The sequence below is a fragment of the Nonomuraea sp. NPDC049269 genome (genome assembly GCF_043197155.1).
GTDB lineage: Bacteria > Actinomycetota > Actinomycetes > Streptosporangiales > Streptosporangiaceae > Nonomuraea.
The window spans coordinates 386,980-411,350 of sequence record NZ_JBICSO010000005.1; the positions used below are offsets into that span (position 1 = coordinate 386,980).

Sequence of the window (24,371 nt, forward strand, 5' to 3'; positions counted from 1 at the left end):
GCGGTCCTCGCGACAGCAGGGGTGCTCATGCCAGCACGGGGAAGTTCGCGCGGATCACGCCGTGCGGGTCACGGGTCCGCTTGAGGTCGCGTAGCCGGGCCAGCGTGCTCGCGGGGAAGGCCGACGCGGCCTGCTCTCCCTGGGCCAGCATGGTGTACGGCTTGCGCCCACTCGTGTACGGCACCAGCTCCTTCGTCAGGCCCGCGATGCGCTCGGTCGTCTCCCGCGACGGCAACCCGAACATATAGACGGAGTACGGCTCGGCCACCCGCCCCGCGGCCCCGCCACCCTCGGCGGGCCGGGCCAGCGTCCCGCCCAGATGCCTGACCTGGACGCTGATCAGCGGGTCGATCGGCGCGCCGAGCAGTACCTCCGCCACCCCGTCCAGCCCCGTGAGCAGCTCGAACCGCCCCGTCCCCGCACTGGGATCGGTGGGCTCGGCGCAGATTGAGCCCAGCTCGGCCACCGGCATCGGCCGCCGGGTGTCGCTGATCGTCCCGCCGATCCGGTCGAAGCGGCGCAGCAGGTCGCCGGGGTGCTCGCCGAGGAAGGTGGAGTCGATGGCCACATACCCCGGCCCGCCGGGGAACTTCAGCAGGTCGAACCAGATCGTCAACTCCTCCGGCGCCTCGGCGGTGGTCTCCGCGAAGGCCTCGAACACCTCCCGGGCCCGCTCGACCGGCCACATCATCCGCCCGCCGTACAGAAAGGGGGCCGGACGCAGGTCGAACTCCACCGAGGTGACCAGGGCGAAGTCGCCGCCACCGCCCCGCAGCCCCCAGAACAGCTCCGGATCCGACGCAGCCGTCACCCTGACCCGGTCACCGGTGGCGTCGACCGCCTCGAAGGCCCGCACGCTGTCGGCCGCGAAGCCGTACTTGCGACCGAACCAGCTCAGACCGCCACCGAGCGTGTAGCCGGTCACACCCACCACCGGCGAACTGCCCGCCAGGCCGGTGAGGCCGAGCGGACTCGCGGCGGCCAGCACCTCGCCCCACTTCACGCCCGCGCCGGCCCTGGCGATCCCGTCCTCGACGGTCAGGCCGTCCATGCGTGCGGTCTTGAGGAGGATCGTCCCGTCGGTGTCGCCGGAGGCGCCGTGCCCGGTCGGCTGGGCGGTGACCGCCAGCCCGTTGAGCCGGGCGTAGCTCACCGCGGCGGCCACGTCGTCGGCGTCGGCGGCCTCGATCACCGCTCGTACCGGCTGGTCCACGGCCAGGTTCCAGGGCTTGCGGGCCTCGTCGAAGCCCGCGTCGCCGGGGAGCAGGACCTTGCCGTTGATGTTGATGGTGTTCATGAGGTCAAGTGTGCGTTTTCCCATTTGAGGGGGACTTGGGGTTGACTTGGGGTTTGTGGATGTACGTCTGTTCGGCCCGCTTGAGGTTGACTCCGGTGATGGCGTTCGGCTCGATCTCGGCACGCGCAAGCAGCGGGCCGTGTTCGCCTTGCTGGCCCTGTCGCCGGGGCGCGTGGTGCCGCTCGACCGGCTGATCGAGGAGCTGTGGGCCGGGGAGGCGCCGGCCAAGGCGACGGCGACCCTCCAGGCGTACGTCTCCCACCTGCGCCGGGTGCTGGAACCCGGCAGGAAGCCGCGCACGCCGCCCCGGCTGCTGCTCACCCGCGAGCCCGGTTATCTGCTCGACATCGTGCCCGGACAGGTCGATACCGGCCGCTTCGCCGCGCTGGCCGAGGACGGGCGCCGCGTGCTGAAGGGCGGCAGGTACGCCGAGGCGCTGGAGGTGCTCGACCGAGGGCTCGGGCTGTGGCGGGGGGCGCTGCTGGGAGAGTTCGCCGACCTGGACTTCGCGCGGCGGGCCGTACACCGGCTGGAGGAGCTGCGGCTGGGGGCGGCCGAGGACCGGTTCGAGGCGCGGCTGGCGCTCGGCGAGGCCGGGCTGCCGGACCTGGAGGCGCTGGTCGAGGCGCATCCCTACCGGGAGCGGGCGTGGGGGCTGCTGGTGCTGGCGCTCTACCGGGCGGGGAGGCAGGCGGACGCGCTCGGGGCGCTGCGCCGCGTACGGTCGCTGCTGGACGGCGAGCTGGGCATCGAGCCGGGGCCGGAGCTGAAGCGGCTGGAACAGGCGGTGTTCGACCAGTCGCCCGACCTGATGACCCTCACCGCACCCGGCCTCACCGCCCCGACCGCCTTCACCACCCCGGCACCCGACTCATGGGGCGCCGCCGCTCGAACCGGTACATCAGCGGACGGCCCGTTCAACGGTGACGGAACAAAGGCGGCCGGTGAGTGGCTCGTCGCGCGGGACGATCAGTTGCGGCTGGTCGAGGAGCTGCTGGCCGACGCCCGCCGGGGGAGGGGCGGCCTGCTGCTGGTGACCGGCGAAGCGGGCATCGGCAAGACGAGCCTGGCGCGGGCCGCCGCCGAGGTGGCCACCGCGCGGGGCTTCCAGACGGCCTGGGGACGCTGCCTGGACGGCGAGACGGCCCCGTCCTTCTGGCCCTGGACCCAGGCGGGGCTGATCCCCGCGCAACCGCAAGCCGAGCTGTTCGACCTGTACGACGGCGTGGTGTCGCGGCTGCGTGGCGGCCCGCTCCTGCTGGTGCTGGAGGACGTGCACTGGGCCGACGTCTCGTCGCTGAAGCTGCTCGGCCACGTCGCCGGTGAGCTCGCCCGTACGTCCGCGCTCGTCCTCGTCACGCTCCGGCCCGAGCCGGGCGAACACCCCGAGCAACTGCGCGAGACGCTGGGCGCGCTGGCGCGGGAGAGCCACCGGGTGCCGCTGGCCCCGTTCGACGCCGCCGAGGTGCTCGACTACCTGCGCCTGCGTCGGGTGAACGCGGATCCGGTGGCGATGCTCGACCGCTCGGGCGGTAACCCGTTCTACCTGACGGAGCTGCTCCGCCTGCCGGAGAACGAGCGCGACCTGGTCCCGGCCGGGGCCCGCGACGTCATCGACCGGCGGCTCGCCCGGCTGCCCGCCGCCACGCAGGACATGCTCAGAGCCGCCGCGGTGGCGGGCAGAGAGGTGACGCTCGACCTGCTGGCCGCGCTGACCGAACGGCCGGTCGAGGAGGTCATGGCCCTCGCCGAGCCGGCCCTGGCCGTCGGCCTGCTGACCGAGACGGCCGAGCCCGCCCTGGCTCTCGGCCCGCTGAGAGAAACGACTGTGCCCGCCGCCCTGGCCGTGGGCGAACGGACCGGAAGCGCTCAGGCCGCCGACTACCGCTTCTCGCACGCCCTGGTACGGCAGGCGCTCGACGCCGGACTCACCCAGCTGGCCAGGGCCCGCCTGCACCTGCGGGCCGGCACGTACCTGGAGACCCTCCCCGGCACCGACCCCGCCCTGCTCGCCCGCCACTTCGCCGCGGCCGCGAAGCTGGGCGGCGCGGACCGTGCGGCGGCCTACGCCGTCGCCGCGGCTCGGGAGGCGGTCGCCCGTCACGGCTACACCGAGTCGGTCATGTTCTGGGAGCTGGCGGTCGCGCACCTGCCGCCCGGCGACTCGGCCGACCGCTGCCACCTGCTGACCGAGCTCGGCCAGGCCCGTCGTACCGTGGGCGACGCCGACGGCGCCCTGCATTACCTGACGGAGGCGATCGCGGCGGCCAAACGGCTCGGCGACCGCGACGCGCTGGTGACGGCGGTCTCTTCGTTCGGTGGGCTGTCGGTGTGGAACTGGCGGCCGTACGGCGTGGTGGATGAGGAGATGGTGTCCGTCCTGGAGGACCTGCTCGCGGGCCCGCTCGACGACCACGCCAGGGCGACGCTGCTGGGTACGCTCGGCGTCGAGCTCCACTATGGCCCCCGCCGCGCCGAGGGCGAACTGCTCGCCGCGGACGCCGTGGAGCTGGCCCGCGCGCTGGGAGACCCGGCGCTGCTGGCCAGGACGCTGAACAACTACCTGATCGCCGGGTTCGTCATGGGTAACAACCCCGCCCGGCTGCGCGCCGCCGACGAGATGCTGGCCATTCCGGGGCTGACCAGGGAGGCCCGGCTGGTGGCAGGGGGGCTGCGGATGTCCTGCCTGCTCCGCGCGGGAGATCTGGCCGAGTGGGAGCGCGAGCTCGCCCGCTGCGAGCGGGTCCTGGAGGAGGTACGCCGCCCCGAGCTGGAAGCCATGGTCCGGGTCGCGCAGACGGGCGGACACACCCTGCACGGCCGCTGGGCCGAGGCGGAGGCGCTGGTCGCCGACTTCCCCGACCTCAAGTACGGCGCCAGCCCGTGGGGCGCGGAGGCCCGCAGACTGGCCACGCTCTACACCTGCAGACGTGGCCAGGGCCGGGTGGCCGAGATCGTCGACGACCTCATCGCCGCGAGCGACCTCCCGCAGATGGTCCCGATGCGGCCGCTCGCCATCCTGGCCGCCCTCGACGTGGGCAAGGAGGAACTGGCCAGGGCGCTGATCGCACGGTGGGGCACGGAGCTGCGGGACGACTGGTCAGGGGGTTTCCTGTTCCCGATCTGGGGCCTCATCGCCGCCCGGCTCGGCACGCCGGACCCGGAAGAGCTGTACGAGCTGCTGCTGCCGGTGGCCGACCAGCTCATCGTCATGGGCATGGGCAGCGGCGCCTGGGGCTCGGTCCGCGACGTCCTCGCGGCGCTGGCCGCCCGGCTGGGCCGTACGGGCGAGGCGGACGAGCACCGGCGGGTGGCGATCGATACGCACCGGCGACTCGGCCTGGCCTTTTGGGAGGCCAGGAGCCTCGCGTGAAGTGTCGGAGGCCCCGCGTATCGTGACCTCATGCCTGACATCGAGGTCGCCGGGCGCGACGTGCGCATCACCAACCCTGACAAGGTGGTGTTCCCCGGCAGCGGGCACACCAAGCTCGACCTGATCCGCTACTACCAGGCGGTCGGTGAGGGCGCGCTGCGCGGCGTCCAGGGGCGGCCGATGGTGCTCAAGCGGTTCGTGCACGGCATCGAGGAGGAGGCGTTCTTCCAGAAGCGCGCCCCGGCCAAGCGACCCGACTGGGTCGAGGTGGCCGAGCTGCGCTACCGCTCCGGGCGCAGCGCCGAGGAGGTCGTCGCGACCGAGCTGGCCCACGTCGTGTGGGCGGTCAACCTGGGGTGCGTCGACCTCAACCCGCACCCGGTGCGGGCCGCCGACCTGGCCCACCCCGACGAGCTGCGCATCGACCTCGACCCGGTGCCGGGCGTGCGATGGGGCGACGTGCTGCGCACGGCGCAGGTCTCCCGCGAGGTGCTGGCCGACCACGGCCTGACCGCCTGGCCGAAGACGTCGGGATCACGGGGCTTCCATGTCTACGCCCGCATCGAGCCGCGCTGGACGTTCGCCGAGGTGCGCCGGGCGGCCGAGGCGGTGGCCCGCGAGGTCGAGCGGCGTGCCCCCGAGGTGGCCACCAGCCGGTGGTGGAAGGAGCAGCGGCACGGCGTGTTCGTCGACTACAACCAGAACGCCTACGACCGCACGGTCGCCTCCGCCTACTCGGTCAGGCCGGTCGCCGACGCCCGCGTCTCCACGCCGCTGACCTGGGACGAGGTGCCGGGCTGCCGGCCGGGCGACCATACGATCGACACGGTGCCCAAGCGGTTCGCCGAGCTCGGTGACCCGTGGGCGGACATGGATCTGCATGTGGGCGGCCTGGAGTCGCTGCTGGAGCTGGCCGAGTCGCAGGGGCCCGCCCCCGAGCGCGAAGACCTGCCCGTCGTCGAGATCGCCAGGGCGCAGCACAAGGAGGAGGCGCAGGCGGGGTTCGAGCGGTGGCAGGCCCGGCATCCAGAGGTGGCCGCCTGCCTCCAGCCCGCTGATGTGCTGGTCGACGGCATGCGCGGGCGCAGCAGTGTGTGGTATCGCATCCGGGTCAACCTCCAGCACGTCCCGGAGGATCAGCGGCCCGGTCAGGAGCCGTTGGAGGTCGACTACGACCCGTGGACCTAGCCGATCAGAGGCGGGTCGGGCGTTCGTAGCCCTCGTCGCCGCCGTACACGTGCGAGTTCGGGTCGAGGTCCGGCTGGGTGGCCGGGCTGGTCGGCGAGGCGGTGTGCTCGATGGCGAAGTCGTCCGACGGCTCGGGCGGGTCGGGGAAGAGGTGCTCGTGCCAGCTGATCCGCCCCAGCGGCGTGGCGTCCGTGATGTGCCAGCCGGCCCGCTGGGCGGCCCACCTGCCACCCGGATAGCGCATCGGCAGCAGCATGCGGTGCAGGTGCCTGGCTCGCAGCCAGAGCCTGATCACCTCGTCCATGCCGATCACCTCCGGCCCCCCATACTCGATCACCCCCCGCTCCGGACCCGCGGCGACCAGGTCGCTCAGGCACGCGGACACCTCGGAGGTGCAGACCGGCTGCCAGGGGATCGAGCGATCCACCGGGATCGCGGGGTAGGCGGCCAGCTCGTGAAGGAAGACCTCGAGGTGCTGGTGGAACGTCGTGGAGCGGAGGATCGTCCAGCCGATCCCGCTCTCCCTGACCAGCCGCTCGGCTTCGAGCTTGTCCTCCAGGTAGCCGGTCGCGGCCTGGTCGGCGCCGACGATCGAGACGTACACCAGGTGGGGCACGCCGGCGTCCCCGGCCGCGTCGAGCAGCCACCGGGTGCCCGCGAGGTCGACGGAATCGGCTCGGTGACCTTTGCGGGCGAGGGTGGCGAGGTGGATGATCGCATCGACGCCCCGCACGGCGCTGAGCACGCCTTTGCCCCAGGCCAGGTCGCCCCACACCCATTCGATGTCCTGGCCTGGGTGCGATGCGCGGCTGAACGCCCGCACCGAGTGCCCTGTCCTGACGAGTGTGGGCACCACGGCTCTGCCCAGCGTGCCGGTTGCCCCCGTGACCAGAATGTGCATTCCCCGCCCATACCCTCAGCCTGGGAATTCTCCCGAATTGACAACGAAATTCATCGCATGCTTGGTCAAAGGGTCTGTCTCCGCCGCCTTGTTCAGGGACCGGATTCTGCGGCTCGGCGACCGGCCAGGTGCTCCTCGATGCGCTCGGTGCCCCACCAGCCGGTCGCCAGCACGATCCGGTACCGGCGGGCGATCGTCTCGCCGCGCGCCAGCTCGAACTCCCGGTGGAACGCCCACGACGGGTTGACGGCGGCGAACGGGCCACTGCGCACGAACCAGTGCGACTCCGGCCCCGGCTCCGGCACGAACACCAGCGTGGAGGACCGGTCCACCTCGTCGTGCCGCCCCTGGAAGGCCAGCCAGCGGGCCCGCTGGCCCATCATCTCCTCGCCGCCGAGCCCGTCGGGGCCGAGCACCTCGCCGCCGGTGAACGAGCGCGGGCCGCGCCAGAACAGGCCGCTGTAGCCGGCCAGGGGCCGGCCATGCGTGGTGGGGCTGCCGAAACGCAGCGGCTCGTCGCGCAGGCCGGTGAGCGTCGTGTGCCAGACCAGCTCCCAGGAGCCGTTCGCCGGATCGACCGCCTCGATGGTGAGCTCGCGCCGCTCCTCCACCCAGGGCTCGCCCCGCGAGCTGCGCCAGGTCAGCCGCCCCGACAGGCCGTCCTGGCGGACGTCCAGGGTGTCGTGGCGCATCGTGCCGTTGTTGTCCAGGTCGATGTAGCGCCGCTCTTCGCGGACGTAGGTGCCGCCGCCCCAGAAGTTCTGGCCGGAGACGTGTGAGGCGGTCAGTTGCAGGCCCTTGTGCCAGCGGTGGTCGTGCGGCCGGTAGGAGGTCACCACGTCACCGGCCAGCGTACGCAGCGGGTGGATGTACGGCTTGGGCGCCTCGAACGGCTGCGGGTCGGGCTCGTGGACGTAGCGCATCAGCTCAACGCCGTGCGCCTCGAAGATGATCGCGCTCATGAGGGGCTCCAACCGGGGGTGTCGCCGTGCAGGCTGCGGTAGAAGGGATCGCCGGGGCCCACCTCGCCCGCGCGTACGGTGCCGCCGGTCAGCGCCGCCTTGTACATCGCGGTGATCAGCTCCAGTGATCGGCGCCCGTCCCGCCCGCTGGCCCGGGGCCGCCGGCCGGCCCGCCGGTCCGCGACCAGGTCGCGTAGCTGCTTCAGGTGCGAGGTGGGCACGTCCTCAGCCGGCGGCCAGTCGATCTCGCCGGCGTGCTCGGCCGGGGTGCAGGTCCAGTCGTCGTTGGCGTAGCCGTACAGGTGGGTCAGCTCCAGCGTGGCGTCGGCGAGGTCGATGCGCAGGTGGCTGACCTGCCGCGGCGACAGGACGCTGTTGACCACCGTGGCCAGCGCGCCCGACTCGAAGCGGACCAGCGCGGTCGTGACGTCGTCGGTCTCGACGTCACGCGCCAGCCTGGCCGCCATGGCGCGGACTTCGCTCCACTCGCCGAGCAGCTCCAGCAGCAGGTCGATCTGGTGGATGCCGTGGCCCATGGCGGGTCCGCCGCCCTCGGTCTCCCAGCGCCCGCGCCAGGGCACGGCGTAGTAGGCGTCGTCGCGGAACCAGGTGGTCTGGCAGTGCGCGACGTACGGGGCGCCGAGCGCGCCTTTGGCGATCAGCTGCCGCAGGTGCTGCGCGCCGGAGCCGAACCGCTGCTGGAACACGATCGCCGCGTACGGCCCGCCCTCCTGCTCGGCCGCGGTCATGGCGTCGTACTCGGCCAGCGACAGGCACGGCGGCTTCTCGCACCACACCCACGCGCCCGCGCGCAGCGCGGCCGCCACCTGGGCGGCGTGCAGCGAGGGCGGGCTGCAGACGGCGACCAGGTCGGGGCGCACCTCGGCGAGCATGCCTTCGAGATCGTCCGAGGCGTACGCCAGGCCGAACCGGTCGGCGAACGCCTGGGCCAGCTCGGCGGTCGCGTCCACGACGGCGACCACCTCGATCTCGTCAGGCAGCGCCTGGAACGCGGGCATGTGCGCGAAGCTCGCGATCGCGCCACCGCCGACGACGGCGACGCGGAGGGGGGACGGCACGGGCGGCCTCCTTTGGAAAGCGCTTACCGGAGCACGGTATGGTGCCGGGGCACGCTTGGGCAAGTGTTACGCCGCCGCGGCGCAGGCCCTGCCGATCCCGTTCGCGGCGTTCAGCAGGGGCTCGACCAGCCGGGGGAGCTCGCGGGCGCGCCTGGCGGCCAGCACGATGCCGAGCGCCGCGATGGGCCGGCCGCCGACCAGGATCGGGGCCGCGGCCGAGCAGGAGCCGAGCGTCATCTCCTCGTACGTCAGCGCGTACCCCTGAGCGCGCACCGTGGCCAGCTCGCGGGCCAGCCGTCCCGGCTCGGTGATCGTGTGCGGGGTCGGCCGTTCGAGCACGCGGTCCAGGTAGGAGCGGACGAACCAGTCGGGCTCGAAGGCGAGCAGGGCCTTGCCGACGCCCGTCGGATGCATGGGCAGCCGCCCGCCCGTCCTGGACACGATCGGCACGGCCCGCCGACCGGCCACCTTGTCCACGTACAGGACCTCCAGGCCGTCGCGGACGGCCAGGTGAACGTTCTCGCCGGTGCTCGCGAACAGCTCCTGCAACCAGGGATGGGCCAGGTCCTGGAGCTTGGCGGGCGCGAGCTGGCCGAGCTCCCACAGCCGCAGCCCGATGCGGAGCCGCCCGTCGGGCGCGCGGCTCAGCGCCTGCCACTCCTCCAGCTCGCCGACCAGCCGGTGCACTGTGCTCAGGGGCAGGCCGCTGCGCCTGGCCAGGTCGGTCAGCGTGAGCTGCGGGTGCCCGGCGTCGAACGCGCCCAGGATGGCGAGCACCTTGGACGTCACCGTGCGCCCCGCCTCGCGGGATCCGCCTGCCATGCCGCAATCTTGCATAATTCTTCCGCTGAGTGGAATGGGTTGCTCGGATAATCGGCCGCCTAAGCAGGATGCTTCCGTCATGCGCACTCAGGTAGGGATCATCGGGGCGGGCCCCGCAGGCTTGCTCCTGTCCCATCTGCTCCATCTGCGCGGCATCTCCTCGGTGGTGCTGGAGCGGCGCAGCCGCGCCTACGTGGAGCGCCGCGTGCGCGCCGGCGTGCTGGAGCAGGGGACGGTGGACACGCTGGTCGAGGCCGGCGTAGGTGCGCGGCTGCTGCGCGAGGGCCTGCCGCACCAGGGCATCGAGCTCAGGTACGACGGGCAGAGCCACCGCGTCGCCTTCGAGAAGCTGGTGCCCGGCCGGTCCATCACCGTGTACGGCCAGCAGGAGGTGGTCAAGGACCTGATCGCCGCCAGGCTGGAGGCCGGCGGCGACGTGCGGTTCGAGATCGAGGACGTGGCCGCGCACTCGCTGGAGGCCGAGCCGTACCTGACGTTCGGCGGCGAACGGCTCGACTGCGACGTGATCGCCGGTTGCGACGGCTTCCACGGCGTGTCCAGGCCGTCGATCCCGCCGGGCGTTCTGCAGGTGTTCGAGCGGGAGTATCCCTTCGCCTGGCTCGGCATCCTGGCCAGGGTGGCGCCCTCGTCCGAGGAGCTCATCTACGCCAGGACCGAGCGCGGCTTCGCGCTGCACAGCATGCGCTCGCCCACGGTCAGCCGCTTCTACCTGCAGGTCCCGCCCGACGCCGGTGTGGACGAGTGGCCCGACGAGCGGATCTGGGCCGAGCTGAAGGCGCGGCTGGAGACCGTCCCCGGCTTCACGCTGGAGACCGGCGAGATCTTCGAGAAGGGCGTCACGCCGATGCGGGCCTTCGTCGCCGAGCCCATGCAGTACGGCCGGCTCTACCTCGCCGGCGACGCCGCCCACATCGTCCCGCCCACCGGGGCCAAGGGCCTGAACCTGGCCGTGGCCGACGTGCGCGTCCTGACCGAGGCGCTGGACCGGTTCTTCGCCACCGGCTCGGCCGACCTGCTCGACTCCTACTCCGAGTCCTGCCTGAAGCGGGTCTGGCGGGCTCAGCACTTCTCCTGGTGGATGACGACCCTGCTGCACACGTTCGACTCCGACGACGCTTACGGCAGGCGGCTGCAGCTGTCCTACCTGGACTACGTGACCTCCTCCGAGGCGGCCGCGACAACACTGGCGGAGAACTACGTGGGACTGCCATGATCAACTTCGAAGGACGGCCATGACCCATCCTCCCTACCTGAGCCCCGGCTACCGCAGCACGGTCCTCCGGGCGCCCGCGCGGCCGCCGGTGGCCTTCAAGGACGATCCCGACGCGATCGAGCTGACCGGCCCGGTCTTCGGCCACCACGAGGTCGGCGCGCTCGACGCCGACCTGACCAGGCAGCACGCCGGGGAGCCGCTCGGCGAGCGCATCTCCGTCACGGGCCGCATCCTGGACTCCTCCGGCAGGCCGATCCGCGGCACGCTGGTGGAGCTCTGGCAGGCCAACGCCGCCGGCCGCTACGCCCACGAACGCGACCAGCACCCCGCCCCCCTCGACCCGAACTTCACCGGCGCCGGCCGCTGCCTCACCGACGAGGACGGCCGCTACCGGTTCGTCACGATCAAGCCCGGCGCCTACCCCTGGCGCAACCACCACAACGCGTGGCGGCCGGCGCACCTGCATTTCTCCGTGTTCGGGCGGGCGTTCACCGAGCGGCTCGTCACCCAGATGTACTTCCCCGGCGACCCGCTGATGCCCTTCGACCCGATCCTCCAGTCGGTCCCCGACGAGGCGGCCAGGCAACGGCTCGTCTCGGCCTTCTCCATGGAGCTGACCGAGCCCGAATGGGCGCTGGGCTACTCCTTCGACATCGTGCTCGGCAGCACCCCCATGGAGTCGTCATGAACCTCACCCCCTCGCAGACCGTGGGGCCGTTCTTCAGCCACGCGCTGCCGTACCCGCACGACTGGGAACTGGTCCCTCCCGGGCATCCGGGCGCGATCACGCTGACCGGGCGCGTCCTGGACGGCGCCGGCGAGCCGGTGCCGGACGCGCTGCTGGAGCTCTGGCTGGGGCGCGCCGGCGACCGCGGCGCGCTGCTGCGCGGTGACGGGCAGGTGTCCGGCTTCGGGCGCTGCGCCACGGCTCCGGATGGTTCGTTTAGGTTCCGTACGGTACGGCCTGAGGGGGCTTATCTGTCGTTGCAGGTGTTCGCCCGGGGGCTGCTGAGGTCGTTGCTGACCCGTGTGTACCTGGAGGATCGGCCTGATCCCCTGCTGGACGGCTTGGAGCCGGAACGACGGGGGACACTGATCGCGACGGCGTCGGGGGAGTCGGACCGGTACGAGTTCGACGTGCGGCTGCAGGGGGATGGGGAGACGGTGTTCCTTGACTTCTGACAGCGGGCTGCTGGCGCCGGTGCGGGCCGGTACCCGGGTAGAGGCGGCGACCTCGGACGCGGCCTGGCTGCGGGCCATGCTGGACGCCGAGGCGGCGCTGGCCCGCGCGCAGGGCCGCGCGGGGCTGATCCCCGGCGCGGCGGCCGCGCTGATCGACCGGGTGGCGACGGGGTTCACCCCCGACCTGCCGGACCTGGCTCAGCGCGCCCGGCAAGCCGCCAACCCCGTCGTCCCGCTGGTCGCCGACCTGCGAAAAGCCGTCACCGCCGCCGAAGCGACCGCCGCCGAAGCCACCGCCGAGTTCGTGCATCGGGGGGCCACCAGCCAGGACATCTTCGACACGGCGGCCATGCTGGTCGCCGCGCGTTCCGTCAGGCTGATCACGGCCGATCTGGACGCGGTCATGGGCGTGCTCGCCGGGCTGGCGGAACAGCACCGCGACACGCTGATGGCGGCTCGCACGCTGGGCCAGCAGGCGGTGCCGACGACGTTCGGGCTGAAGGCGGCCGGCTGGCTGTCCGGCCTCCTGCGCGCCCGCGACCGCCTGCGCGGCCTGCGACTCCCCGCCCAACTCGGCGGCGCGGCAGGCACCCTCGCCGCCCTCGTTGAAACCGCCCGCTCCACCGACGCCAAGCCCGTCGGATCGCCTGGTGGTGGCGTCGGCTCTGCGGGACCGCCCGGCGACAGCGCCGAGCCGACGAGATCACCTGAGGTCGGCGTTGAGCCTGCTGGGTCTTCCGGCGGTGGTGACGCGGCCGTCGGAGCGTTCGGGGGCGAGGTGGCTCGGGATGCCGAGGGTGCACAGGCGCGGGTGCTTCGGCTGGTCGAGTTGTACGCCGAGGAGCTCGGGCTGGCCGCCCCGCTAGCGCCGTGGCATGCCGAGCGGTCCGTGGTCGCCGAGCTGGGCGCGGCCCTGGCCGGTACGGCGGGTGCGCTCGGCAAGGTGGCGACCGACGTGATCCTCATGGCGCAGACCGAGGTCGGCGAGGTGGCCGAGTCCTCCCGAGGCAACTCCTCGGCCATGCCGCAGAAGCGCAACCCCGCCCTGTCGGTGCTGATCCGGTCGGCGGCGCTCCAGGTGCCCGCGTACGCCCAGCTCCTGGGAGCGGCGGGGGAGCACGAGCGGGCGGCGGGCGCCTGGCAGGCGGAGTGGCTGCCGCTGCGCGAATGCCTCCGGCTGACCGGTGGCGCGGCGGAGACGGCGGCCGAGCTGGTCGCCGGGCTCCAGGTGTTCCCCGAGCGGATGCGTGACAACGCCTGCCTGACCGGCGGGCGCATCGTGTCGGAACGGCTCGCGCTCCACCTCGGCCGCGCCGCCCTCGACGAGGCACTGAGCCGTCCTGGCCCGCTGGAGGGACCGGACGAGCTGCTCGACCCCGAGGGCTATCTGGGCGCCGCGCCGGAACTCGTCGACCGTATCCTCGCCGACTACCGGAAGCGATCATGAGCATGAAGCTGCATCACCGCGTCGACGGTCCCGCCGGAGCGCCGTTGCTGGTGCTCGGGCCGTCGCTCGGCACCACGCTCGACATCTGGGAGCCGCAGCTGAGCGCGCTCACCGAGGTGTGGCGGGTGCTGCGGTACGACCTGCCGGGCCATGGCGGCTCGGCCCCCGCAGCCTCCGGGCTGACGATCGACGACCTGGCGCGGGCCGTACTCGATCTGGTGGACGACGATCACGACGACGAGTTCGCGGTCGGCGGGATCTCGCTCGGCGGCGCCATCGCCACCGCGATCGCCGCAGGAGAGCAGGCAGCGGCACCACGACGCCGGGTGCGGAGTCTGGTGCTGTGCTGTACGTCGGCCCGGTTCGGTGAGCCGGGGCCGTGGCTGGAGCGGGCGGCGCTGGTGCGTGCCTCCGGTGTGGCCCAGCTCGCGCCGGCCCTGGCGGCCCGCTGGTTCACCGCCGGCTACGACGGCCGCTGGGTGACGGACATGCTGGACGGCGTGGACGCCGAGTCGTACGCCGCCTGCTGCGAGGCCATCGCGTCCTGCGACCTGACCGGACGCCTGCCCGCCATCACCGCCCCCACCCTGATCGTCGCCGGGGCCGACGACCCGGCCACCCCGCTCGGCCAGGCTCTCACGCTGGCCCAGGGCATCCCGGGGGCGCTGCTGCGCGTGGTGCCCGGCGCGGCGCACCTGGCCAGTGTGGAGCGGGCCGACGCCGTCACGCCCGCGATCGTCCAGCACCTGGGCGGCGATTCGAGTCACGCGGCCGGGATGCGTACCCGGCGTGAGGTGCTCGGAGACGCCCACGTCGACCGCGCCGTCGCCGCCACCACCGGCTTCACCCGCGACTTCCAGCACCTCATCACCCGCTACGCCTGGGACGAGATCTGGAACCGCCCCGGCCTCGACCGCCGTACCCGCAGCTGTGTCACCCTCACGGCGCTGGTCGCGCGTGGCCAGCTGGACGAGCTGGCCATGCACGTGCGCGCGGCCCTGCGCAACGGCCTGACGCCCGACGAGATCGGCGAGGTGCTGCTGCAGACGGCGATCTACTGCGGGGTTCCGGCCGCCAACGCCGCTTTCGCCGTCGCCCAGCGCGTCCTGTCCCAAGACTGATCCCCGGCTGCAACGAATCTGCAATGCCGCTTGGCAGCATCTTGAGCGAAATTGTCCGGCTCAAGAAAAGGATCGATCGCATGCCCAGACTGACCCAGGAACAGGCCGACCGGATCGTGGCCGGCTGGCGAAGCGGCACCGAGCTCGTCGAAGGCTGGGAGAACCCGGCGGGCCCGCTGTTCGCCAGCGGTGAGTACGCGGAAGCGGACATCACCCTCGAATCCATCCTCGCCGCGTCGGGCTGCAACCCGCCTCCTCCTCCCCCCGACCAGACCGTGGGCGGCTGCGGTACGGCGTGCACGGCCTCCGCCGGGCGCTTGTGCTGCTGACCTGACATGGGGGAGTACACCGTAAGCGACACCGTGCTGGACCGCCTGCTCGAACCATCACTGGAGCGGCTGGCGGCCCGGCTCGGGTCCGTCGCGGGCCTGGCGGAAACGGAACGCCGGGCCGTGCACGCGGGCGCCGCCAAGGCGCTGCTGGACACCGTCCGCCTGAGGACCAACCGGGTGCTGCTCCTGGAGCTGAACGCGGCCAGGCTCACCGGCAGGCTCACCGGCGACGACCCGGAGGCCAGGTGGCGGGACTGGGAGTCCCAGGCGGCGAACCAGGAGTTCTGGGAGTCGCTGGGCGGCCACTATCCGACCCTGCTCCCGCGCCTGCGCCGGCTGATCGCCAACAGGTGCGCGGCGGCGATGAGCCTGGCCCGCCGCTTCGCCGCGGACCGGCCCTTGGTCACCACGCTGCTCCGGCCGTTCGAGGGGGATGAGCCGGGGGAGCTGGTGAGCGTCGAGTTCGGCGCGGGGGACAGCCATCGCGGCGGGCAGAGTGTGGCGATCCTGAGCTGCGCCGCGGGCAAGGTCGTCTACAAGCCGCGGTCCGTCGCCGTGGATCTCGCCGTGACGCGGCTGCTGAACCGGCTGCTCGCCGACGAGCCCGCCGACACGCGGATCAGGGTCCCCGACGTGGTGAACGGCGACGGTTACGGCTGGGCCGAGCACGTCGCCCACCGCTACTGCGCCGACGAAGAGGAGCTGCGCCGCTTCTACCGCAACCTCGGGCACTGGCTGGCCGTGATGCGGTTGATCGGCGGCACCGACCTGCACGCCGAGAACCTGATCGCCGCGGGCCCGATCCCGGCCGTCGTGGACTGCGAGACGCTGTTCACGCCCCAGTCGCCGCCGCGCGAGTCCGGGTACGGGCTCGCGCCGGACCGGGCGGGGCGGCTGATCGGCGGCTCGGTGCTGGGCACCGGGCTGCTGCCGGGCCGGGGGCTGGCGCTCGGCTGGCGCGGCGTCGACATGTCGGCCATCGGCTCGCTGCCCGGCCAGCAACCGGTCACGGAGCTGCCCGTCATCCTCGGCGTCGGCACCGACGAGGCGCGGATCGGACTCGCGCCCGTACGCGTCCCGCTCTCGCTCAACCACCCGAGCCCGGAACCCGTGCTGATCAAGCACTGGGACCTGGTGGTGGACGGGTTCGCGCAGTTGACCAGGCGGCTCAGGAAGATCGACGAGGGCGGCGAGCTGCAGGGGTGGCTTGAGGAGTTCGCCGACCTGCCGATCCGGTTGGTGCTCAGGTCCACCGAGAGCTACGCCGAGCTGCAGCGGATGCTCTGGCACCCGCAGGCGCTGCACGACGAGCCCGTCGCCCGGCGGCGCGCGGCGGACCTGCTCGCCAAGCAGGCGGCCAACGCGCCCGGCCGGCCGGACGACCCCGTGGTGATCGAGGCGGAGGTCGAGGAGCTGCTGGACGGCGACGTGCCGTTCTTCGCCACCACGCCGCGCCGCGGCCGGCTCACCGGGCCGCGTGGCACCTTGTGGGGTCCCGCCCAGGACCTGATCGCCGGGACACTGAGCCGGTGGCGGTCGGCCGACCTCGGACTGGAGCGGCAGGTGATCCAGTCCGCCCTGGTCAGCGCGTACCTGAACGAGGGCGGCGTGCCCACCCAGCGGCGCCTGCTCCCGGCTCGCCTGGACACCGACGGCCTGGACCGCAGACGGCGGGCGCTGGCGGCCGGCATCGTGCGATCTCTGTCCGACGCCGCCGTACGCGCCGAGGACGGCACGGTCACGTGGATCGCGCCGGTGCTCAACCCGACCGGATGGGCGGTGCTGCCGCTCGGCCTCGACATGTACGGCGGGGCGGCGGGTATCGCCGCGCTGCTGGCCGGCTACCTGCGCGAGATGGAGGCGGGCCGGGCCGACTCGGTGCCGGACGTGGGGCCGCTGCTGGACGCCGTGCTGCGTACCGTGCGGATGGCGGAGGCGCAGTGGGAGAAGGACCGGGTCGAGATCAAGACGCGCCGGCCCGCGCCCGTCGGCGGCTACCTCGGCCTCGCGTCGCGGATCTGGGGCTGGCTGCTGCTGGTCCGGCTCGGCGTGATCGAGCCGGCCGAGGCGTTCTCGCGGTCGGCGGACATCGTCCGCGAACTGCCCGCGGCCCTGGACTCCGAGCCGTCACTCGACCTGGTGAGCGGTATGGCGGGAGCTGTGGTGCCGCTGCTGCGGCTCCACGAGAGCGCGGGCGACGCCGACGCGGGAAAGCTGGCCGGGGAGATCGGCCGCAAGCTGGTGTCGGCGGCACGTGTACGCGGCGACACCGCGTGCTGGACCGTCGACGGCTTCCCGGACGGGATCGGCGGCCTGGCGCACGGGGCGACCGGCATCGGCTGGGCGCTGGACCGGCTGGCGGCGGCCACCGGCGACACCGACTGCGCCGCCGTCGCCGAAGCCGCCTTCGCCTACGAGGAGACCCTGTACGTCCCGGAGACCGGAAGCTGGCGCGACCTGCGCGGGCCGGACCAGATCGGGGCGGCGTGGTGCCACGGCTCCGTCGGGATCGCGGCCGTCGCCGCCGACCGGCTCATGGCCGGCCGCGGCGACCCCGAGCGGCTGCGTGACCTGCTGCGGCGCGCGGCACAGTCCAGCCAGGCCGACGGCATCGGCTGGAACCACACCCTGTGCCACGGCGACTTCGGGGCCTGGGAGGTGCTGGACCTCGCCGTCACCGCCGGGCTCGGCGCGGGCGGGCTGGACCGGCCCCGGCTGGAGGCCCACCTGCTCGGCAGCGTCGAGGAGCACGGGCCGGTCAGCGGGTTCGCCCGGGACGCCTTCGTCCCGGGGATCATGCCGGGCCTCGGCGGGGTCGCGTACCAGTTGCTCCGCATGCATCCCGAATGCACGCTGCCGTCGGTGCTGCTGCCCGATCCCGGTCCGGTGAAGGCGTCTTGAGCGCCTCCGCCGACGCCTCCGCCGACGTCCAGATGGTGTCGCCGTACTGGCAGCTCGACGACGCCGGCGACATGGGCGTCTGGCGGATGTGCCGGCGGCTGCCGGCCACCAGCCGGGCGGTGCTCGCGATCGTGGCGCGGGCGGCGCCCCGGCAGGCCGTCACGGTCTTGCTGCTCCAGCTCGTGTCGGGCGCCGCCACGGCCTTCGGCCTGCTCGCCACCACGGGGGCGCTGGAACGGCTGCTCGCCGCCGGTCCCACCGTGGAGGTGGTGGCGGCCGCGCTGCCCATGCTCGTGCTCGTCGCGGGGGCGTACGTGCTGCGGGGCGCGGTCGAGACGGCCATCGCGGCCGCGTACGCCCGGCTGACGCCCGAGGTGCGCCGGATGGCGGAGGGTGAGCTGTTCGCGGCCGGGCTCCGCGTGGAGCTGGCCGCCTACGACGACGCCGGTTTCTACGACCGGATGCAGCGGGCGCGCGACCGCGGTCTGTTCCATCTCGCGCGGGCCGTGGACAACCTGGTCGACCTCATCGGCGCGGCGCTGGCATTCGCCGCCGCCGTCACCGGCCTGGCCGTCCTGCACGCCGCGCTGCTCCCGGTGCTGGTGCTGGGCGTGTTCCCGTCGGCCTGGACGGTGCAGCGCTCGGCCCGGCTGGCGTACGCCCACATGACCCGCACGGTCACCCTGAACCGCCGGGTCCAGATGATCACCGAGCTGGGCACGCAGCGCGAGCCCGCCCCGGAGATCCGCGCCTGCCAGGCCCAGGACTTCCTGCTGCGGGAGTACGCCGAGGTGGCCGACCCCCTGCGCGACCAGGAGGTACGCGTACAGGCCGCCCACATACGCGTGGGCACCGTCGGCCGGGCGCTCACCGGGCTCATGGCCGGCATCACGTTCACCGTGCTCGGCCTGCTGCTCCAGGCGGGCTGGATCCCGCTGGCGGTGGCCGGCGGGGCGGTGATAGCCGTGCGGACCGCGAACGCCGCGCTCAGCCGGCTGGTCCACTCGGCGCACCAACTGCTGGAGCAGGGCATGTACGTGGCCGACTACCAGGAGTTCGTCGACGACGCCGCCTCCAGGAGCCCCGCGGCGACCACCCGGCCGGCGCCCGCCGCACCGCAGGTGATCACGCTCAGCGGCGTCGAGTTCGGCTACCCGGGCGGCACCGGCGACGCGCTGCGCGGCATCGACCTCACCGTCCGCGCGGGCCAGACCATCGCCCTGGTCGGCGAGAACGGCTCCGGCAAGACCACCCTCGCCAAGATCATGGCAGGCCTCTACGAGCCGACGGGCGGCCAGGTGAGCTGGGACGGCGTGGACATCCGCGAGCTGGACCCGCACAGCGTCGGCGACCGGATCATGATGGTGCTCCAGGACCCGATCCGATGGCCGCACACCGCCCGCGCCAACGTCAGAGCCGGCCGTTACGACCGCGACGACCCTGGCGACCTGGCGCTGCGCGCCGCCGCCGAGCTGGCGGGGGCCGACACCGTGGTGGCGGACCTGCCCCACGGCTGGGAGACGCTGCTGTCGAAGTACTTCCGCGGCGGCCGCGAACTGTCGGGCGGGCAATGGCAGCGGCTGGCCGTCGCCCGCGGCGTCTTCCGCGACGCGCCCGTGCTGATCTGGGACGAGCCGACCGCGCCGCTGGACGCCAAGGCCGAGTTCGCGGTGTACGAGTCGCTGCGCCGCCTGGCCACCGGCCGGATCGTCATCCTGATCACGCACCGGCTGGCCAGCGTACGCAACTCCGACCGGATCTACCTCCTGCACGAGGGCGAGCTGGCGGAGCAGGGGACGCACGACGAGCTGATCGCCCGATCCGGCCGGTACGCGGAGCTGTACGAGTTGCAGGCCCGCATGTATGCCGACGAACTACCCCTCAGCGGCGGTTACAGCTCCGGCCATTGACCACCGGCCAGTCGCGGCGGCCGAGCAGCTCGGCCGCACGGCGGCGGTAGACCAGCCGGGTCGGGGCGGGTGTAACGGAGTAAAGAGCCTCCCGCGTCAGCTCGTTGGCGAACTCGTACCTGCTGCCCACCACCACCAGCAGCCCCACCCGCAGCGCGCGCTCGCACTGCTCGGCCGCCACCTGCGGCGAGAGGCCGAGCAGCTCGCCCAGCAGCGCCGGATCGAAGGGGCGGCGGAGCACGGAGGCGGCCCGCAGCAGCCGCTCCACCAGCGGGCCCATCCGGCGGACCCGCGCGAGCACCGCCGCGCGCAGCGCCTCCGGCACCCCGCGCTCGCCCGCCGCCAGGCCGCGCAGCAGCTCGACGACGAACAGCGGATGGCCACGCGTCCGGCGGAGGACCTCGTCGGCCCAGTGGCCCAAGCCTGCCGCCACGGCCAGCCGCGCGACCGCCTGCGCGGGCAGCGGCCCCAGCTCCAGCCGGACGGCCGCGCGCCCGAGCGCGTCCATCGCCGCAGAGCCGTCCACCGCGCCGTCCGCTGGGCCGTCCACCACGCCCTCCACCGGGCCCTCCGCCGGGCCCTCCGCCGGGCCCTCCGCCGGGCCCTCCGGCACGCCCTCCGCTATGCCCTCCGCCGGGCGGGCCGTCGCGACGACCAGCAGGCGGGCGCCGGAGACCCGGCGGGCCAGGTAGTGCACGAGCTCGACGGTCGCCGTCCCGGCGAGATGCAGGTCCTCCAGCACCAGCAGGACCGGCTTCCCGGCCGCCAGGGCCCGCAGGAACGCGACCACCGCCTCGTACACGGATCTGCGCCCGCCCGGCCCGTCGCGCCCCTGCCGCAGCGCCGGCGCCGCCTCCGGGATCAGCCTGGCCAGCGCCTCCGCCCCATCGCCCACCATGTCGCGGAGCACGGGCCCGGCGAGCCGGGTGACCTGCGGCGCCAACGCGTCGGCGAACGGCTGGAGGAAGAGCGAACGCTCGATCTCGTGGCACTGCGCCCGCAGGACGATCCCGCCGGTGGCCCGCGCGACCCGTACCGCCTCCTCGGCCAGCCGGGATTTGCCGATGCCCGCCTCGCCCGCGATCAGCAGCACGGCGGTCCGCCCCGCCACGGCCGCCGCCCAGGACCGGGAGATCCCGGCCACCTCCACCGCCCGCCCCGGCAGCACGGCGCCCCTTTCCCGCGCGACTCCGGCCAGGGGAGCGGCACCCCCTTCCCTCGCGGTTCCGGTCAGGCGAGCGGTCGACTGTTCGCGCAGGATCGCCAGGTGCACGGCCCGCGTCTCGGCAGCCGGGTCCGTGCCCAGCTCGGCCGCCAGGATGTCGCGCAGCCGCTCGTAGGCCAGCAACGCCCGCGCGGGCTCGCCCGCCGCGGCATGCGCCCGCATCAGCAGGCGCTGCGCGGCCTCGTCGAACGGGTCCGCGGCCACCGCCGCCTCGGCCGCCCGCCGCGCCCGCCCCGGCTCGGCGATCCGCAGCGCCGCCGTAGCCGCCACGTGGCGCGCCTGCCGGAGCAGCCCGGCCGCCTCGCCCCGCGCCGCCGCCGCCCAAGGGGCGTCGGATTCCCCATCCAGTACGGCACCGCCGTCGAGCAGTTCGATCGCCCGCGTCGCCGCGGCGACGGCCACGGCCGCCTCGTCCACCGCCAACCGCCCCTCCGCCTCCGCGATCAGCGCGGTCGCCTCGTCGAGGTCCACGCTCACCGCCGGCGGCTCGCCCAGCCGGTAGCTCCGCCTGCCGCCCGTCACGGCCTGCGGGCCGAGTGTCCTGCGCAGCCTGCTCACCAGCGTGGCGACGTTCTCCACCGGCCGCTTCGGCGGGCGGTCGCCCCACAGCGCCTCCACGACGCGGTCGGTGGGCACGGCGTGGCCGCGCTCGACCGCGAGCAGTTTCAGGAGCGTCCTGGCCCGGCCGCCGACCGTCCCGCGCAGGCCGTCCCGCTCGACCGTGAACGACCCCACCAGCCGGATCAGCACTCTGCTCTCGCGTCCACCAGTCCCATCGATCATGGTGTTCCCGCCGCCTCCCGTCTCCCCACCTAGGAGGCGTGACAGGATGTTCCACGGCGTGCGCACCTCGGTCGCCGTCAGCTGCCGGGGCTGTGCGCCGCCAGTCTCGCGTGCGCGATCGCGGTGGCGGCTTCGACCGTGGTGATGTGCTCGCCGTCCGCCCGCTCGAAGACGTCGGCGACGATCCCCCCACGCGCTTGACCCGCGCGGCCGCGCGGGCGTCGTCGTGACCGAGCAGCCGGCCCTCCAGATACACCAGCCCTCCGGCGTTGGCGAGGAAGTCCGGCGCGTACAGGATGCCTTTCCCGGCGAGCGCGTCGGCGAGACCGGGTTCGGCGAGCACGTTGTTCGCGCCCCCGGCGATGACGCGGCATCGCAGCCGGGGGAGCGTCTCCTCCGTCACCACCTCGCCGAGAGCACAGGGTGCGAACACGTCACAGGAGGCCGAGACGATGTCCTGTGGTGACATCCGCCGCGCGCCGTACCGTTCGGCCACGTCACGGTCGCGTTCGCCGACGAGGTCGGCGATCACCACGTCGGCGGACTCCGCGCGCAGGAGGCGGGTCAGGTGGGAGCCGACGTTGCCGGCTCCCGGAACGGCCACGGCCGTTCCGGCGAGCTCGCCGGAGCCTCGGGCGGCGCGCAGCCCGGCACGGATCGATTCCAGAACCCCCAGCGCCGTGTACGGAGAGGGATCGCCTTTGTCGCAGACGGGCGCGGTCTCGCGGCCGATGACCTCGATGTCCGCCTGCCCGGTTCCGACGTCGTTGACCGGGATGAACCGGCCGCCAGCGTGGCGATCAACCGGCCGCCAGCGTGGCGATCAACCGGCCGTGGGCGCGCAGCAGGGCTTCGGACTTGTCGCGTGCCGGATCGCCGACGACGATGGCGGCGCCGCCGCCGAGGCCGAGCCCCGCGGCCGCGGCCTTCAGCGTCATGGCCCGCGCCAGGCGCAGGCCGTCGGCGAGCGCCTCCGCCTCGCTCGCGTACGGCCACATCCGCACCCCGCCCAGTGCGGGGCCGAGCGTGGTGTCGTGGATGACGATGATCGAGCGCAGCCCGGTGGCCGGGTCGCTCCCGAACACCACCTGTTCCGCGCCTTACTCCTCGATGCGGTCGAACATCGCGGACGGAGAAGGGCGTGTTTTCGGCACACCGCGACCCTAGTCGGCGCTCCACGTATCCCAACCGGCGAACGGAGTTTCCACATCGGCCATCCAGGCGCACGGCTGCGCCTCGTCGCCGGGCACCACCTGGATCCCCGGCGACTGGCCGAGCACCCATGGATCACCTTTCCGCCGCGCCCCGGCGAGGCCCGCGGCGGCGGCGCGAATGCCCTCCTGAAGCGCGGTCAGAGAGCCAGCGGCACGGGGTGAATCTCGTCGGCGGGGTGGCCCGACCGCTGGTGGATCCGCTGTACGGCCTCCGCGCTCGGCGCGTCGGACAGGCAGTAGATGAGACCTTCGTCGGGATCCGCCCAGGCCTGCACGAAGGACACTCCCTCCTCTCCCTGGATCGCGAGGTCGGCCTCGTGCGCTTCACGGAACTGCTCGTCGGTGATGCCCACCATGTTGTGGTGGACGTCCATGAACCTCGACATGGGTTCCTCCTGCTGGAGACAGCTGGCGAAATCCCTCCAAGCCTAAATCCGACATACGCCATTAATCATCCCAAGATTCATCAAATGGCATGTCAGGAAATGGTCGCTTATCCGGGTTTAGGGGCCCGCTTACCCCCTCAAAACCGCGCCTCCCTCACCTTTCCGGCATATGATCATCAACACTGTTTCCGACCTCGCGAGGAGTCCACCGTGACCGACAAGTCGGACTTGTGGGCAAACGGCATCGACACAACGCGGCCCAGCATCGCCCGGGCCTATGACGTCGTGCTCAACGGCAAGGACAACTTCGAGGTCGACCGCGCCTTCGTCGCCGAGATCGTGAAGGTCGTCCCGGAGATCTACGATGTGGCCACGTACAACAGGCAGATTCTCGGCCGGGGCGTGCGCCTTCTCTCCGAGCGTGGCATCACGCAGTTCATCGATCTCGGCTCCGGCCTGCCGACAGTGGAGAACACGCATCACGTCGCGCAGCGCGCCAATCCGGAGTCGCACGTGGTCTACGTCGACAACGACCCGATGGTGCTGGCCCACGGCCGGGCGATCCTGGCCGAGAACGACCGGACCGGGGTGGTCACGTCCGACCTGCGCGACCCGGCGGCGATTCTGAGTGACGAGACGGTCAAGCGGCTCATCGACCTGGGCCGGCCGGTGGGCCTGATGCTGGTCGGCATCCTGCACCACCTGCATGACAGCGAGGACCCGAAGGGCATCGTCGATGCCTACATGGCGGCGATCCCCTCGGGCAGCTACCTGTTCATCACCCATTTCTGCTCCGCCACCCAGGACGCGCGCGACGCGGAGAAGAAGTTCCTCGCGCTGCTCGGCACCGGCCGCTTCCGGACCCCCGAGGAGATCACCGGGTTCTTCGACGGGTTCGAACTGCTAGAGCCGGGAGTCGTCCCGCTGCCTCTGTGGCGTCCCGAGGACACCGTCCCCGAGGTGCTCAGCGTCGGTCAGCGCCTCATGTACGGCGGCATCGCCAGGAAGCCCTGA

Annotated in this window: 19 protein-coding genes and 1 pseudogene; 11 read left to right on the forward strand and 9 right to left on the reverse strand. The window is 73.0% G+C overall.

The annotated features are described in order from the left end of the window. Positions 1-25: 25 nt before the first annotated feature. Positions 26-1,297 carry an FAD-binding oxidoreductase gene (locus ACGFNP_RS29330; RefSeq protein WP_393324419.1) on the reverse strand — a complete coding sequence of 424 codons (1,272 nt, stop codon included), beginning with the start codon at positions 1,295-1,297 and terminating at the stop codon, positions 26-28. A gap of 55 nt (positions 1,298-1,352) precedes the next feature. On the opposite strand from ACGFNP_RS29330, the gene ACGFNP_RS29335 reads away from it, so the two are divergent. Then, entirely contained in the window at positions 1,353-4,670 is a 3,318-nt protein-coding gene (locus tag ACGFNP_RS29335) for a BTAD domain-containing putative transcriptional regulator (protein WP_393324422.1), read from the forward strand. A gap of 30 nt (positions 4,671-4,700) precedes the next feature. Next, positions 4,701-5,858 (forward strand): non-homologous end-joining DNA ligase, encoded by a 1,158-nt coding sequence (gene ligD / locus ACGFNP_RS29340; RefSeq protein WP_358312392.1) that lies wholly within the window; start codon positions 4,701-4,703, stop codon positions 5,856-5,858. Positions 5,859-5,862: 4 nt separating this feature from the next. Here the strand turns inward: ligD and ACGFNP_RS29345 are convergent, their stop codons facing one another. From ACGFNP_RS29345 to ACGFNP_RS29360, 4 genes are all read right to left on the reverse strand, one after another. Then, the gene (locus ACGFNP_RS29345) at positions 5,863-6,759 is read right to left on the reverse strand and encodes an NAD(P)H-binding protein (RefSeq protein WP_358312389.1); all 897 of its coding nucleotides are present in this window, start codon (positions 6,757-6,759) and stop codon (positions 5,863-5,865) included. 92 nt (positions 6,760-6,851) lie between these two features. Continuing rightward, a complete protein-coding gene (locus tag ACGFNP_RS29350; protein ID WP_393324427.1) occupies positions 6,852-7,721 on the reverse strand; it encodes a PmoA family protein in 870 nt (289 codons plus the stop codon). Then, entirely contained in the window at positions 7,718-8,800 is a 1,083-nt protein-coding gene (locus ACGFNP_RS29355; protein WP_219529620.1) for a Gfo/Idh/MocA family protein, read from the reverse strand. The genes ACGFNP_RS29350 and ACGFNP_RS29355 overlap by 4 nt, the downstream gene beginning before the upstream one ends. A gap of 66 nt (positions 8,801-8,866) precedes the next feature. After that, positions 8,867-9,622 carry an IclR family transcriptional regulator gene (locus ACGFNP_RS29360; protein WP_393324430.1) on the reverse strand — a complete coding sequence of 252 codons (756 nt, stop codon included), beginning with the start codon at positions 9,620-9,622 and terminating at the stop codon, positions 8,867-8,869. A gap of 79 nt (positions 9,623-9,701) precedes the next feature. Here ACGFNP_RS29360 and ACGFNP_RS29365 point away from each other — a divergent pair, with 79 nt between their 5' ends. The 8 genes from ACGFNP_RS29365 to ACGFNP_RS29400 all read left to right on the forward strand — a co-directional run bounded on the left by ACGFNP_RS29365 (position 9,702) and on the right by ACGFNP_RS29400 (position 19,749). Further along, entirely contained in the window at positions 9,702-10,856 is a 1,155-nt protein-coding gene (locus tag ACGFNP_RS29365) for a 4-hydroxybenzoate 3-monooxygenase (protein ID WP_393324433.1), read from the forward strand. A 19-nt stretch (positions 10,857-10,875) separates the two neighbouring features. Next, positions 10,876-11,544 carry a protocatechuate 3,4-dioxygenase subunit beta gene (pcaH, locus tag ACGFNP_RS29370; RefSeq protein ID WP_393324436.1) on the forward strand — a complete coding sequence of 223 codons (669 nt, stop codon included), beginning with the start codon at positions 10,876-10,878 and terminating at the stop codon, positions 11,542-11,544. Beyond that, positions 11,541-12,038 (forward strand): protocatechuate 3,4-dioxygenase subunit alpha, encoded by a 498-nt coding sequence (gene pcaG, locus ACGFNP_RS29375; protein WP_358312373.1) that lies wholly within the window; start codon positions 11,541-11,543, stop codon positions 12,036-12,038. The genes pcaH and pcaG overlap by 4 nt, the downstream gene beginning before the upstream one ends. Next, entirely contained in the window at positions 12,028-13,485 is a 1,458-nt protein-coding gene (locus ACGFNP_RS29380; protein WP_393324440.1) for a lyase family protein, read from the forward strand. Before pcaG ends, ACGFNP_RS29380 begins: the two co-directional genes overlap by 11 nt. After that, positions 13,482-14,606 carry a 4-carboxymuconolactone decarboxylase gene (gene pcaC / locus ACGFNP_RS29385; protein ID WP_393324443.1) on the forward strand — a complete coding sequence of 375 codons (1,125 nt, stop codon included), beginning with the start codon at positions 13,482-13,484 and terminating at the stop codon, positions 14,604-14,606. The genes ACGFNP_RS29380 and pcaC overlap by 4 nt, the downstream gene beginning before the upstream one ends. An 80-nt stretch (positions 14,607-14,686) precedes the next feature. Beyond that, the gene (locus tag ACGFNP_RS29390; protein WP_358312365.1) at positions 14,687-14,935 is read left to right on the forward strand and encodes a DUF6229 family protein; all 249 of its coding nucleotides are present in this window, start codon (positions 14,687-14,689) and stop codon (positions 14,933-14,935) included. Positions 14,936-14,941: 6 nt separating this feature from the next. Further along, positions 14,942-17,839, forward strand: a complete 2,898-nt coding sequence (locus ACGFNP_RS29395; RefSeq protein ID WP_393324447.1) for a type 2 lanthipeptide synthetase LanM family protein — start codon at positions 14,942-14,944, stop codon at positions 17,837-17,839. After that, positions 17,836-19,749, forward strand: a complete 1,914-nt coding sequence (locus ACGFNP_RS29400) for an ABC transporter ATP-binding protein (RefSeq protein ID WP_358312359.1) — start codon at positions 17,836-17,838, stop codon at positions 19,747-19,749. The genes ACGFNP_RS29395 and ACGFNP_RS29400 overlap by 4 nt, the downstream gene beginning before the upstream one ends. Here ACGFNP_RS29400 and ACGFNP_RS29405 read toward each other — a convergent pair. From ACGFNP_RS29405 to ACGFNP_RS29420, 4 genes and pseudogenes are all read right to left on the reverse strand, one after another. Further along, entirely contained in the window at positions 19,721-21,757 is a 2,037-nt protein-coding gene (locus ACGFNP_RS29405; protein ID WP_393324450.1) for an ATP-binding protein, read from the reverse strand. The genes ACGFNP_RS29400 and ACGFNP_RS29405 overlap by 29 nt on opposite strands. 265 nt (positions 21,758-22,022) lie before the next feature. Continuing rightward, a pseudogene (locus ACGFNP_RS29410) lies at positions 22,023-22,226 on the reverse strand (valine dehydrogenase); the annotation flags it as partial. A gap of 331 nt (positions 22,227-22,557) precedes the next feature. Beyond that, entirely contained in the window at positions 22,558-22,845 is a 288-nt protein-coding gene (locus ACGFNP_RS29415) for a Glu/Leu/Phe/Val dehydrogenase dimerization domain-containing protein (protein ID WP_393324453.1), read from the reverse strand. Between the two features lie 263 nt (positions 22,846-23,108). Next, a complete protein-coding gene (locus ACGFNP_RS29420; RefSeq protein ID WP_358312350.1) occupies positions 23,109-23,357 on the reverse strand; it encodes an SCO4226 family nickel-binding protein in 249 nt (82 codons plus the stop codon). 210 nt (positions 23,358-23,567) lie between these two features. Between ACGFNP_RS29420 and ACGFNP_RS29425 the strand changes: the two genes are divergently transcribed. Continuing rightward, the gene (locus ACGFNP_RS29425; RefSeq protein ID WP_358312348.1) at positions 23,568-24,371 is read left to right on the forward strand and encodes an SAM-dependent methyltransferase; all 804 of its coding nucleotides are present in this window, start codon (positions 23,568-23,570) and stop codon (positions 24,369-24,371) included.